At 53.8% G+C, this 13,016-nt stretch carries 11 protein-coding genes; 1 reads left to right on the top strand and 10 read right to left on the bottom strand.

The features are described from left to right. The first annotated feature begins 8 nt into the window (after positions 1 to 8). On the top strand, positions 9 to 605 hold the full coding sequence (locus OGV93_RS21845; protein ID WP_101700269.1) for a dienelactone hydrolase family protein: 597 nt from the start codon (positions 9 to 11) through the stop codon (positions 603 to 605). A gap of 54 nt (positions 606 to 659) precedes the next feature. Here OGV93_RS21845 and OGV93_RS21840 read toward each other — a convergent pair whose 3' ends face one another. The 10 genes from OGV93_RS21840 to OGV93_RS21795 form a co-directional block, all read right to left on the bottom strand. Further along, complete coding sequence (locus OGV93_RS21840) at positions 660 to 2,000, bottom strand: VasL domain-containing protein (protein ID WP_287110172.1); 1,341 nt, start codon at positions 1,998 to 2,000, stop codon at positions 660 to 662. Position 2,001: 1 nt separating this feature from the next. Further along, on the bottom strand, positions 2,002 to 2,454 hold the full coding sequence (gene tssE, locus OGV93_RS21835; protein ID WP_016154462.1) for a type VI secretion system baseplate subunit TssE: 453 nt from the start codon (positions 2,452 to 2,454) through the stop codon (positions 2,002 to 2,004). Further along, positions 2,454 to 2,999 (bottom strand): type VI secretion system lipoprotein TssJ, encoded by a 546-nt coding sequence (gene tssJ / locus OGV93_RS21830; protein ID WP_287110171.1) that lies wholly within the window; start codon positions 2,997 to 2,999, stop codon positions 2,454 to 2,456. The genes tssE and tssJ overlap by 1 nt, the downstream gene beginning before the upstream one ends. Beyond that, positions 2,977 to 4,062, bottom strand: coding sequence for a type VI secretion system baseplate subunit TssG (tssG, locus tag OGV93_RS21825; protein WP_287110170.1), 1,086 nt, complete (start codon positions 4,060 to 4,062; stop codon positions 2,977 to 2,979). The genes tssJ and tssG overlap by 23 nt, the downstream gene beginning before the upstream one ends. Beyond that, positions 4,026 to 5,780 carry a type VI secretion system baseplate subunit TssF gene (gene tssF / locus OGV93_RS21820; RefSeq protein WP_103928587.1) on the bottom strand — a complete coding sequence of 585 codons (1,755 nt, stop codon included), beginning with the start codon at positions 5,778 to 5,780 and terminating at the stop codon, positions 4,026 to 4,028. The genes tssG and tssF overlap by 37 nt, the downstream gene beginning before the upstream one ends. Before the next feature lie 42 nt (positions 5,781 to 5,822). Further along, the gene (gene tssA, locus OGV93_RS21815) at positions 5,823 to 7,418 is read right to left on the bottom strand and encodes a type VI secretion system protein TssA (RefSeq protein WP_287110167.1); all 1,596 of its coding nucleotides are present in this window, start codon (positions 7,416 to 7,418) and stop codon (positions 5,823 to 5,825) included. Then, a complete protein-coding gene (locus tag OGV93_RS21810) occupies positions 7,418 to 10,822 on the bottom strand; it encodes an ImcF-related family protein (protein WP_287110166.1) in 3,405 nt (1,134 codons plus the stop codon). Before OGV93_RS21810 ends, tssA begins: the two co-directional genes overlap by 1 nt. A 5-nt stretch (positions 10,823 to 10,827) precedes the next feature. Further along, a complete protein-coding gene (locus OGV93_RS21805) occupies positions 10,828 to 12,258 on the bottom strand; it encodes a KPHS_23130 family T6SS system protein (protein ID WP_287110165.1) in 1,431 nt (476 codons plus the stop codon). Then, the gene (locus OGV93_RS21800) at positions 12,258 to 12,521 is read right to left on the bottom strand and encodes a PAAR domain-containing protein (protein WP_016154470.1); all 264 of its coding nucleotides are present in this window, start codon (positions 12,519 to 12,521) and stop codon (positions 12,258 to 12,260) included. The genes OGV93_RS21805 and OGV93_RS21800 overlap by 1 nt, the downstream gene beginning before the upstream one ends. Positions 12,522 to 12,611: 90 nt before the next feature. Beyond that, the coding region (locus tag OGV93_RS21795; protein ID WP_287110163.1) for an effector protein Tle3 domain-containing protein at positions 12,612 to 13,016 on the bottom strand (405 nt) is incomplete at its 5' end.

Below are 13,016 nucleotides of genomic sequence, written 5' to 3'. Positions count from 1 at the left end.
GACAGTTGATGTATACTCTATTATCTAAAAATGAAAATGCTGTGATAGTTTTACATGAAATTTATGGATTGAATAATCATATCAAGCAAGTATGTAAAGAACTGCACAATTCAGGACTTGATGTATATTGCCCCAATTTTTTGAACCGCGAAGAACCTTTCTCATACGATCAACATAGCCAGGCATACGATTATTTTATGAAGTTCTGCGGATTCGATACATCAATGATCTTCGATTTACTGATAAGAATACGTGATCATTATAAAAAAATAATAATCGTCGGATTCAGTGTTGGAGGGACATTAGCATGGCTTTGTTCGGAGAATACACAATGCGATGGTATCGTCAGTTTCTACGGAAGCCGTATACGTGATTATACTGATATAATGCCCAACAGCCCAACACTGGTTATCCAGGCGAAATATGAAGAAGCCTATGATCCTTACTTTCTCCAGCATAAACTCCGTCAGTATCCACTAGTATCGTTTCATATACTCAACAGCCGTCACGGATTTTGCGATCCTTATAATAAGGCATACAATCCGCCTGAATCAGCGAAAGCGCTGACTCTTTTGCATGATTTTATAACGAAGATCATTAACTAAGTTAATATAAACGTCTGACTCATTTGATGATCTCTGGTTGGCTTATTTCCAGTGCTATCGCCCTCGAATGGCATTTTGTTTCAGCAGCGTATAACGATTAAGAAGCTGGTTAAGCCGTATATCGAGCTGCTGATACAAAGCGGGTGATACACTCCCCTGTTTTTTTAATTCCTCATCGATTTGACGCAACAATTCTTCTGTCGGCGGCGTTTGGTCAAGCTGGCGGCGGATAGTGAAAATGGCTGATTTCAACTCCGACCCCGTCAGGTATTTACCCTTGCGTTCATCAAGCGCATTTAGCTGGGCGGTTAACGCTTCCAGCCCCTGCTGGGCATTATGCCAGTTTTGCAGAGCACTTTCCGGCAACGCTTCCGTGATTAACTGTTTCTGTAATCTGCTCGTGAATACTGTCGTCTGCGATTCTTCCGGCCACAGAGTGACTAACTGCTGCGCTAATGATGCAGCATATTCCCGCGACCACAAAGGTGACAAGCGATGTAAAACGTCCAATTGCCCTTGCGTTGCAGCAATTATATCTTGCTTCTTCCCCTTCAAATCTGAGGACTGCTTCAACGTGGACAATTGTTCAGGTGTCAGCACCTGCGGCAATGGCTTAACCAGTTCATATCCGTCAGCTCGCATAGGGTTGATACCAAGAAAAGCGCCTGTACTCACCACTGCTGTAACCATGACACCGATAGCAAACCCCAGCCACATGCGTCGGGTTCCATGATCGATTTTGGTAGCTAAAACCGCTGTGCTCGATTGCCCGGACGACGCTGGCTCATTAACCACAAAGACCAGTTGTGGCAAAGACGTCGCAACGTTATTTGTTGCACCTGGAGCCGGTATCATCACTACGGCCGATCCCGAATCGGGATCGGACTTCTCCAGACGCAAAGCTGCATTGTGCATCCAGGTCACGATAACCTCCAGTTTACTAAGCGCTTTCAATTCAAGCCGTTGCAGCACTGCGCAGGCATGTTTTAAACTTTGTTCAACCCGATACACCTTTGATAAATCAGCATATGACAGCGTTAGCGTACGCAATTCTTGCTGTAAGCGAACAGACAGCCATGCCAGGATCTCAACGCGGGCATGGGTTTGCTGTGGCCATATTGCATTCCAGTGGTGCGTCAGTAAGGCCTCCAGAAGTTCCGTGCCTTCGGCAAGTCCCTCCAGTCCCGCATTACGTATTCTGGCTACGGTGTACCAGGCCAGTGTTTGCAGTTCGACGCCATTATGACGAAACAATGACAGGCTTAATTGTTCAACTTTTTGCCAGTCAACGTCCGGGCGCGCAGGGTGAGTCAGCTTGCTAATTTCATCACGTAACTGCCCGAACTCCATGAAAGCACGCGGGTCCCCCCCGGTGCTGATACGATTCTTTTCCATGTCAGTACACTCCAGTCTCAAGCCAACCCTGCCTCTTGAGGTGCCGAATCAGAACCCGCCCCTCGGGCATAAACTCAGTGCCGTAACGCACAAGGCCAATTCCCTTCAGCTCAGTATCAATGGCATAGCGCAGTTCACCAGGAACGTGCTGCTCCAGCAGGACAACCGTTATTTTTTTCAGGCGAGGCTCATATTTGAGCAGAACAGCAGACAATGTCCCCATGAGCTCATGGGCCGTTCCCGGCATGCCCTGAAGGATTTTCGTCATATCGGGCAGGCCGTAGTCTGGCAGATGCGCCAGAGTGCCGGCACGGCAGTTGAGGATGCGTTGCATGTTATCCAGTACCGAGAGGATGACCTGATTTTCTTCACTGACCTGGTTGAGATTGAGACCACCGGTAAAATTTCCGGTCAGCATTTCATACAGCGAAGGCGTGTTATGTCCCTGGGTCATCATTCGTCCTTGAGCGGTTGCAGCGTCAGATGGTTGTTACCGGCTTCCAGAATGCGCGGCTTATCCGGCTCAAGTTCTTCGCGGCCTATCACCAGCTTCCAGGTGTTGTTGACCATATCCGGGTGACGGAACAGACCCACCACCGCCACAAACAGTGTATCGGCCTCCATCGGCATATTCAGGGTCGCATCACCGCCCGGCTTAACCACCACATCACGGCTTGCCAGCAGGTCAGCTTTCAGAATGGTCTCCCCGTCTATCAGCAACTGCTGGTAGACCGTTTTGTCGAAGGTTTTGCGGTCTTTCAGTTGGTAGATACGGATCACTACCGGTTCAGACAGCGAGTTACTCTCGCGCGAATCGGTGTTCAGCGCCTCACGCGCGGTGAAATCCAGGTGCAGCACCTTAATCTTTTTGTAGAACACGGCGTTAAAGGCCGATTTGGTGCCATCGGTGATGCCCTGCGTCACCCCGCAGCCCGCCAGACTGAATACCAGTAGGGGTAACAGCCAGCGCGCTGTATTAGTTAAACTTGTACGTAACACGTCGGTTTCCTTGTTGTGGTGTCGCGGGCTGAAGTCCGGTGTAATAGCCCAGTTCGGTCGTAAAGGTCTGGGGGATATCGTCCGGGAGGTCTTCGTCTTCCGCGCCCAGCACGCCATTCATCCCAAGCCAGAAGGGGCCTTCGCCAAGGGGCGGCGCGGCCAGCAGACGAGTGGCGGTGGTCAGGGTGATTTTTGCCCTGAAGCGCCAGCCGAGATAGACACGCAGCATCACCAGAAAGTCCTGATACAGCAGGCCATCCGGCTTCCAGCCCTGTACTTCCTGTTCATTTTCCGTGGTGATAGCAACGAGCAGCTGGCTGTTGGCATCCATCGCTTCGTCGCCGAGCGGCGTGTTGCCATCCAGAAGAAAATCGTCATCACCGTAAAAGCCCAGTGGCTGGCTGACCTCCACCGGGCGCAGACAGTAGGGGCTGACCTTCACAGTGGTATCCGGGGCCAGCAGCGTCACCAGCGCCTGCATTCCCTCCTGGGTTTTACCGGGCTGTTGCAGTACGCCCAGCAGCGCAAGAAATCGGGATACCGGCGTGGCAATATGGTTTGCCGTACCGGGAATGCCCAACCCCACCAGGCCCAGCAACGACTGCGAGATGCTGTCAGTCCCGCCAGGCTCGAATGTGGCCGGGTAGGAATATTTTCGCCAGATACGATAAAACTGAGTCAGGATGCGGTGGCTGAAGATATCCAGAAAACCCTGTAATGCCTCATGCCCTTCCCGGCGCTGGGTGATGTCGTCGAGATAGGCGGTTGGCAGCGGCGAATCAACGCCGTACACCCCCATAAACGTCGCGCGGATGAGCGGTGGTTTACTGTCATTCTCTTCGTCATACTCAACGGCTTTGAGTTCGCTCGCCGGAAAGCCCATCCCGGGGTGTGGTGCAAATCGCACCGGGTCATCTGCGGGGTGGCTGGTTGAGCCCATCAGCGGCCTGCCCGGATTACGCTTCTCCAGCAACTGGCATAAACGGTAAAAGTTGATGCGGTTAAGGTCAGCCTCCAGGCGCGGGGTCAGCCGGGAATACGGCGGTTGTGCTTCTCTTCCCATTCAAGGCGTTCTCCGGTCGGTTGCAGGATGATAATCAGGCGGTTAAACAGATAGATATCGGTGTAGAGCGCGAAGAAGCGGCTCAGCATCTCGCCGAACAGGCAGATATCGCCCCGCCCGGCAAAGCCGTGGCTGTCCAGCGTCACCTCAATCTGCACACCGCGTACCAGGTAGCCCTGCTCAAAGCGCTCGGTTTCGCTGTGCTTCACGTCAATGATGGCTTCCAGGCGGCGGCGGTTCATTTCGCTGTCGGTCCATTCGTACAGCGCCAGGGTACCGCGCAGCACTTCAGCGTTGTCCATCATCGACAGGAAGCCGCTGCCAAGATGACTCAGCACACGCCAGTGGAAACGATCCTGTGCCGGGGGATAACAGGGCAGCGTCGGCGCGCACAGGTTATGTACAGCAATACTGGTCGAGGTGGTTTTCATCACCGTATCGAGCATGGTGCTCTGCAGTGCTCGTCGTGGCAGCTGGCCGTTGGTGCCGGTGAGCGTCAGCGACAGGCTTTCGTCTTCCGGTACGGTGTGGTTATCAAAGGCTTCACCGCCAAGGATAAGCCAGGTGTTATGCAGGCCCGACGGGCCACGGCGCACGCGGGTGTGGTAGTAATATTCCGGCGCTTCATGACGCATCATTCCACCTTTGTGGCGGAAACTCGAAAACGGCACGTAGGTGTGCTGGCTCGATGACATTACCGAATCCACCGCGTATATCTCGGTATGGCCATCCTGCACGCGCATTGGGCGCAGCATGTATTCGGTCTGCAGGGAGTTGAGCGTCAGCGGGTCGGATTCCAGCGGGAATAGGTTAATCACCGGCACGCAGTTCAGGCGCAAATGCTTTTCGGTAAAGCTGAAGTCATGCTCCCAGCGCTCCGCCAGTACCACGTCGATTTCAAACCATGGGAGCTCAGCCGGAAAGGCCACGGTCTCCAGCCCATGCAGCCCCGTAAACATGAATTTTTCACGGAAGGTGAAGTACTCCAGCAACAGCTGATAGCCGCTAAAGCTGCTGCTTCCCTTCGGCCACAGGTCATCGTCATCACCAAAGCCCAGCGCAGTGAAATATCCGTCGAGCGGTCTTCTGTCCATGTCTCCCGGCATCCGCAACCATAGGCGGGCCGTGTTCATGGTAAAAGCTTCATGCATGGCGCAGGCCAGCGGAGCGTCTGCATTGAAGTAGAACGGGAGCTGACTGAGATCGACACGACTCCAGTCGGCAAGATGGCTGCAATTAAAGCGCAGCGTGATGACCGAACGCCCGTCAGGGTCGGTGGACAGTCGGGCGTGCTCCAGCGACAACGGTTGAAGGGTAATCTCTTTGGTAGTGGTGTACCGGCAGCGCGTACCCTTCTCACCGATCGGTCGCGAGTTCACCTCGAAACCTTTGACGATACGCATCTGCTCTTTCATTTCGCGCCAGTCGGGGGTGAACTCCACCACCGACATTGACGGAATGGTGCGCAGATAATGTGGCCACAGCAGGCTGACCAGCCCTTCGGTCAGTTCCGGCAAGTCATCATCGAGCTTTTCACGCAGCCGGCCCATCAGGAAGGCAAAGCCTTCAAACAGGCGTTCCACATACGGGTCGCGCGCGCCCGCTTTATCGAGATTGAGCATTGCCGCCTGCTCCGGGTGAGCACGGGCAAACTCTTCACCGGCTTCCAGCAGGTAGCGCATTTCAGCGTCGTAATAACGCAGGGTTAAATCGTCCATAAAAACCTGAATATGTGTGTTTTAAAGGTATGCCAGGTGGTGTTACCCGCAAAGCACTGCACTGCCTGCCGGATCGAGCGCAATCAGACCAGCCAGAAGCTGGTCCATCTCAGGCTGAAGTCGTGATTTTTCGGTTTCACTGCGTGTAGCTTTCATACGCAGCAGTCTGAGGCGACGCGATTTCACTTCAAACAGCAGCGCTGGTGTCCACTGCGTGAGGGTGATGGACTGCGCAGCACCATCGAGCTCACCCAGCAAATGCAGCGCCAGTTCATTCTTACCTTTCTGCTCGGCCACACGGGCCATCAGCAAACGCAGCAGCCATTTGTCTTTTGTGGAGTCGGTGCCCGGACGGGTCTGCAGCCAGTGTAGTGTGGCATCCAGGCCGTCAGTGTCCGCTTTCTCCAACGCTTCCGGCTCAAGGGCCAGAATATCGTTGTCCGTCTCACTGACGGCACTGACCGGCTCATCGCGCCAGCCGGACATATCGTCCAGTACGCTCTGATTTATCCAGTTCAGCGTCACTTCATCCGCAAACGGCGTCCCGTCGTTAAAGGCCAACGTTTCAAGCCCGGTGAGGCGGCGCAGCAACCCTTTCAGGTCTGCAGTGATGATATCGGCCAGTACATCCTGCCCTGACTTTATCAGTGCCTGGTGGATATACCACTGCAAATCCAGCCAGAGGTGATTGGCACCACGCGAGAAGGTATTGTCCGCCTGCTCCAGTATTTCCAGCCAGCTCTGCTGCAGATACAGGCGTTTGAGCATGGCCCGCTGGTCAGCGCGCGGCGGTTCGATGCGCGTTTTCCCTTCGGCATCCGGTGCCGGAATAGCACTCAGCGTGTCATGACGCAGGCTTTTCATCAGCCGGTGTGCGGCGAGCCAGCCATCGGGCTGCTCACGCAGATATCCGGTCAGGGTACGGGCCTGGGCCAGCAAATCCTGGCCGGAGGTGATGCGGCTCAGGACTGGCGCGTCAGACTCTGTCATATGTGTGGGGGTCTGTGTCTTGTTACCAGCGTTCTGCGGTACCACAGCATCCACGCCACCGGCCTTCATCAGGCGAGACTCCAGAGCACTGTATAGTGCATTGAGCTCTGGCCGTGACGCTTCTGGTTCTGGCTCCAGACTGTCGCGGATGAGCAGCAGCGCACCGGCAGTGCGCAGTGCATCATCGCGTACCACTTCCGGCCAGAGTGACAGGCTGTCCAGAACGCGGGAGCCTGCGAGCCACTCCAGCGCCGGTTTACGGCTCCGCTCACGCTGAGGATGAAGCTGCGTTCCATAGCGCTGTAGCAATCTGGCCAGCAGTTCAAGCCCTTCGGCAAAGCCGGTCTCCCCGTCCTGATGCAGACGCGCCCAGCAGTAGTAGGTGGCGATCCGGATATCTTTGGCTGTGGTGGTCAGCAGTTTTTCGGCAAGCGTGCAAATCAGGCCAGTATCGATGCCGGAAAGTTTATTGACCTCCTCGCGGATACGCTGAAAATCATCGTCATAACCGGGGTCTTCTCCGGTCGGACTGGTGTCATTTACCGGAGCAAGCCAGGGCTGCCAGTTTTCCGTGCGTGCCTGCGCCTGTTGCCGCAACTGAGTTTCGTCAGCCTGACAGGCGGCAACCAGATTCTGCAGTGTGCTCATTATTCGCCCCCCTCCATGTCATTGTTTCTGGTGTTGGCCATCAGCGCCTGCGCGGTGGCCTCGCTGTCAACACTGAATATCTGATCCGGCAGCGTGAAACCACGCAGTTCCAGCAGCGCTAGCGGACCTTTTCCGAGTTGTGAGCGCAGCACCCACTGCAGGGTGCGACCATCCGGGGCGGTAAAACTCATCATCCACTGACTGCGGTCAAGCTGCTGGCGCTTGCCCTGGTCCAGCCAGCGAATAAAGCCCCAGGTCCCACTGAAATCCCCGAACAGACGCGCACCGGCATTGACCGTGGTCCAGGTCAGCATCGTCCCCGGCTTGTAGGTATCTCCCGGCCAGCGGAAGCTTTGCCAGTCGGCCATCTGGTTGAAGTAGTGCAGCTTTTGTCCATCAATGGTCAACTGGGTTTCCACCACCTGCGGCACAGGACGCGCCTGCAGTTCAAAGCTGATGCCCTGGCTGCCATCTGTGAACAGAATGTCTGACAGTTGACTCAGTTGGTTAATGGCCCGCAGGAAGGCCGGGTTAAAGTTCAACCTCTGGCTGTTGACCTTATCCGGTACCCACTGACTACCCTCTTTGTGCAGCACACCGTTGAGCTCTGTCGTCAGGAAGCGCTCTATACGTCCGCTGTCCTTACGCACAAATTCAGCCAGCATCGGCAAAGAGGCATCACTTTTACTCACCGCAAACGGGAAGCGCCCGTCAAAGGCCGAGTGCCAGTTCGCCACCACGGCGCGGCTCCATTTATCATTCAGGCTCGCCGCCGACGGCTGCAGCACCGTTTCCCAGGCCTGAGTCAGTGGCAACACGAACATCGTGCTGCCAAAACTGCTCCACTCTTCGCCAAGGCTTGCCGAAATAAGGCTACCGTATTGCTGGGTGTCGGTCAGATCGACACTCTTGCCCTTAAACACGGTCTGGGCGAGAGTCTGCATCATCTCCTGTGGATCAGAAGCGCTTGCCACCTGCTGCAGGCGCAGACGCACGCGGGTGATACGGGTCAGATAGGTCTGCAGGCTCAGCGAAGTGTCAGCCGACATGACGTTGCTGCCTTTGTTTTTACCCAGAAGCTGAAGCAGCGGACCAAAGGTTTCATCCAGCGGACCCTGCGGCCCTGACGCAGACTGGTCAATCACCGGTTTGTCTTTCCCGCCGACAAGATCCTTAGCCGATTTGATAATGGAATCCGAAAGTCCCTCGCTTTGCTGGCCGGTCTGCCCCTGCCAGGCGAGAGTATTCATCAGAGCAATCAGTGGCGACTGGCGCACATCACTCATCAGCGTCAACTGGTCAGTGACGTCTGCAATGTTGTTTGCCGGGTTAAGCCGCAGGCTGTTGAGAAAATTCAGCCAGCTACCCGCAAAATCAGTGAAGTAACGTTGCGTCAGGCGCGCTTTCAGGGCTTCCGGCGACAGGTCTGAGGACACTGCTTTTCGGCTGTCGCTCAGCACCCAGTCAATTTCGTCACGACGGGAGTTAGCCGCTTTCTCTATCGCCTGCTGAATACCGCCCTCCCACGCCTGACGGGTAAACATGCCTGGTACCACTTCATAAGTGGTGAACAGGCGGCGGGCATCAGTACCGCTGGTCATGTCCTCCAGAGATACATCTGCAAAGTTACGGCGCACCGATTTGAGCATGTTTTCATACAGCGTACTTTCCGCGTTGCGACGCCCGATTTGCTGCAACAGCACCTGGCGGCTCTGGCTGACCAACTGCGCATCCGGGGCGATTTTCCACTGTGGCTGTTTTGGGAGTGTGGCGATATAGAAGGCCCACAAATCCGGCGACAGGCTTTGCCACAGACCGGTAGAAATGCCCGTCCGCGCTGGCTGCACGGTTTTCAGGGTCTGCGCGTAGAATGCGCCGTCGGCTTTATCCGGCCGGGCCATCATCATCCACGCCTTCAATTGGTCATAACCGGGTTTAGCAAGCTGCGCACGCCGATCGCTGTTCGGCACAGAGTTGATCAGCGCGGTCAGTTTTTCCGTCAGAGCGGCATTGGCCGGATCGCGAATCAGGCGATTATTCGCGACACCGTACCACGGCAGCATCGCGCTCAGCAGCTGTTGGCTATGATCAAGGCCAAAGCGCTGATACAAAGGTGCGCCATTCTGAATGTGATGCTGTAAACGACCCGCATCGTTACGCAGTTCATGCAGTGTCGTCAGTTGGTAATCCGATACGGAAGGATGTTCCACCAGGTTGCGTGCTTTTGTCGCGACAGAAGAGATTTGCCCGTAGTTCAGTGAAAACGAAAGCAGCGTCCCGCCTCCCCAGACCCCGATAATGATCATCAGTATCCAGGCAAGCGTTTGTTCCCACGCCATCCCGACACGGCGGCCACGTACACGGGGGCAGTCGTCAACGATACCCTGCCAAGTCGCTGGCAGAGTCAGCGCATGGCGCTTTGATTCCGGGACATATTTCTCCGCATCGGTATAAGCAACTGCGTTTTCAGGCGACTGACTTCCCGACAGGCTGAACATCAGGCCACGCAGCGGAACGCGTTGCTGGGAGGCAGACAGCCATGGCACAAGTTGCTGAGCCCAGCGGGCGATACCGCCGTCTTTGAGGTGCTGGCCCAGGCGCAGCAGGAAGTCGTGACCGTTGTTCTCAGCGACCTGACTAATACCCTGTGCCCGCAATTCCGGCAGTATCCTTTCAAGCTGGCGGGTAATATCGTCTTCTTTTGCACGCAGCGGAAAGCGTGCCCCGACAGTCTGCTCAGGACGTTTTGTCTGCGACCAGTTGCTGTCGCATAACTGCCATAGCCAGACCGGGGCAGAATAACGCAGCAGTTCGCTGATTTTTTCCAGCCCGCGTAAATCGTTGTCACTGACCTGTGGCGTCAGGTTAAAAGACTGAGGTATTACCCGGACAATCCCGTCCAGTGGGCGTCCACGGCGTAATTTGCGTAGTGCAGCGTATTTTTCTGTGTCGTGCTCTGCGGTCAGGCTGCCACCATAAATCAGCACCGTGCAGTTCCCTTCCAGCCATTGGCTTTCCTGCAGGCCGGGAACCAGCTGTTCGATAGCGGCTTCGTCGCCAGTGACCAGTAGCAGACGGACTTTATGACGCCAGAAGAACGAGTACCGTCTTCTGAGATGTTTGTTCAGTGCTGAAAAATCATTTTGATCCGACGTTCTTTCTTCTTTGTGATTATTTTCACCATCAGGCGTAACGGGAGAGGGATTTTGTTGCCTGGACCACGTAAAAAATACCAAGGTGCATAATGTGGCAGTCAGGATGATGAAACCAGCCATCACATACCAGAAATTATCGTCACCACTATCAGAGGGCAACTGCGTTGTCTGTGCAAAAATAAAGAGTATCAACAGCAGGACTGCCACGATGAGTAGCCCAGCCCCCAGTGGCTTTGAAATCTTTTTCATGCCGGTTATTCCTTTACGGAGTGTCGTGCAACCCTGATAAATTCCGGGCGCTGGAGACGAGCTGTAATTCGCCTCAGCAAAATAGCCAACCCGGGCAATATCACTATCAGTGACAGCAGAAGAAGAGTGATCCCTGACCAGGAGAATGCCGTTGAAGGGAAATAGCGGATCATGAGGCTGTACAGCCCGGCATTGAGCAGTAATGCCATCAGAACAGATCCTCCGGGGAAGGGTGGCTGAATAACGAAATGATCATACCCGACTTCGGGGGCGTTGTTTCCGATCGTCACTGCCCAGGCATCTTCCTCGCCTTCGAGAAGTAGCCACTGACTGGCTGGGCCATAAGCAGCCATCTCAGCCGCAGCGCCAATCATTGCCCAGCCAGCAAGGCCGCCATACCAGACACATGCGGTGTCAAAGTCAATGACACCACCAGTTCCAATGCTATCGTACAGAGGAACCGGCAGATCATTCAGCACCCTATTCACTGACTGCCGTGGCGCATCTGACAGCCCACTGTGCCAGACAAGGTGTTTCTTGCTGGCAGGCGTGAGGGCCATATCCCGTAATTCACTGAGTTCCGTTGCAAGCGTACGGGTGTTGAGCGGCATCGCCCGGAAAATCCGTAACGCATTTTTTCCTTCACCCTGATTTAGCATCGACGGATGAATCATAAACAACGCGCTGGCAAATTCAGGTAGAACATCATCGGGAAGCCGATAGTGCATTGCCAGTACCAGTACGGGCCGCTTTGTTGACCCTACAAACTGATTCCAGTCACCAAAGGATGAATCTGCATCCTGAAAATGAACGTCGACATTCCAAGGTGTGGGACCTACTGACCAGATGCGATGGAATGACTGAGATTCACGATCTTTGTCGCTACCATTGGTCTGAACAATAATCTGGAGTGGGCCGGAAGGATATCGTCGCTGAATCGAAGGACTTATCTGAGCAATGAGATGACGAAGTAGCTGCTCAAAACGTGAAATGCCGGGTGTAATAGTGGCGTCCGACAACAACGTTAAAGGTGGCGTGTCCGCGCTATCCCCTGCCTGTGTATGTGCAAGACGAGACAACAGGTTCGTATTGGCAGTGATGAAAACATGGCTAAGAATGACGAGATGCTGATGCGCGCGTAAGCGCCATTTCAGACGCATACTCCGGCACCACTCATTCCAGTTCCAGACTCGAATTGCGAGCGTTTCCCACCAGAAACTATAGACAGCGATAGCTGCCGAAATGCCTGTAAATGTCCGGATAGTCAGTGGTAACCAGTACCCACTGCTCAACGAAGGCAACCCTGTCGTCGGTAATTTCAGCACAGCAACAATTAGGCCAATGAAAAGGCCTAATACGATAATCAAAAGACAGACCCAGGGCGACCAGGCCGTTGCCTGCGCTTTTTCAGGCACCTCCGGCAGAGACCATCCCATCAGCCAACCTCCATATCCTGCAAGCTTGCGATGACGCTTGCACCACACTGCGTTTTACAGCCATGTAGAACAATTCCACGCCCGTTTTCTTCATAGGCAGAAATATCGCACTCAATAATTTTATTTATGCCATGCTCAGGGCAGGTGACGGTATCATTTAAGAGTGCGGCATTTTTACCGGATATATCAAAACTGGATGAGGCTGATGTGACTTTACCACCATGTGTAGTGACATCCCCTAAAACAACTGCAAATTTCCCCACTTTATATTCCTTTAATTATAATTAAACACCTGACTCCATAGTGCTTAATTTTAGAAAACTCACCGAGACTTAAAGTCAGCTTAAATATATTTATGCTTTATTTACAACTCTGTAAGCGGGTAACTTACGTTGCTCTGTATTAAACTCATCAACAACAGTATCCCGGCCAATTAAATCAGGCTCTGGCACTTTGTCAGGTATTCCACTAAAGAGATAGGGATCCTCCCCCTGTACCCAGTCCGCTTTTCGCCGTAAATCAGCCATAAATTCCTTATCCCAGGTTGCATCGCAATATCCTATCGGTAAATCATATGCCACTATCTGAGACATGAAATCAGCATTCATTGGTAAAGTGCTATGATCTGTTGGTTGGGAAACATAGGTTCTTAAGCGAGCATCTTTCTCTTCAAATGTTTCTTTGCGAGTCACGGGTACCAGTCGAGGCTCTGATTGTGTCCCCAAATTCTTAAAGCCAATCACAATATCCTGATTAGG

Source organism: Citrobacter sp. Cb031, assembly GCF_030336725.1.
Lineage (GTDB): Bacteria > Pseudomonadota > Gammaproteobacteria > Enterobacterales > Enterobacteriaceae > Citrobacter > Citrobacter braakii.
The sequence above is the reverse complement of the archived record's forward strand: the minus strand, read 5'-3'. Positions and strand labels throughout refer to the sequence as shown.

Excerpts from the sequence above, each read along its gene's own strand:
- OGV93_RS21845 (WP_101700269.1), top strand. The coding sequence starts at position 9 with ATGTATACTCTATTATCTAAAAATGAAAATGCTGTGATAGTTTTACAT.
- OGV93_RS21840 (WP_287110172.1), bottom strand. The coding sequence starts at position 2,000 with ATGGAAAAGAATCGTATCAGCACCGGGGGGGACCCGCGTGCTTTCATG.
- tssE (WP_016154462.1), bottom strand. The coding sequence starts at position 2,454 with ATGACCCAGGGACATAACACGCCTTCGCTGTATGAAATGCTGACCGGA.
- tssG (WP_287110170.1), bottom strand. The coding sequence starts at position 4,062 with ATGGGAAGAGAAGCACAACCGCCGTATTCCCGGCTGACCCCGCGCCTG.
- tssF (WP_103928587.1), bottom strand. The coding sequence starts at position 5,780 with ATGGACGATTTAACCCTGCGTTATTACGACGCTGAAATGCGCTACCTG.
- tssA (WP_287110167.1), bottom strand. The coding sequence starts at position 7,418 with ATGAGCACACTGCAGAATCTGGTTGCCGCCTGTCAGGCTGACGAAACT.
- OGV93_RS21810 (WP_287110166.1), bottom strand. The coding sequence starts at position 10,822 with ATGAAAAAGATTTCAAAGCCACTGGGGGCTGGGCTACTCATCGTGGCA.
- OGV93_RS21805 (WP_287110165.1), bottom strand. The coding sequence starts at position 12,258 with ATGGGATGGTCTCTGCCGGAGGTGCCTGAAAAAGCGCAGGCAACGGCC.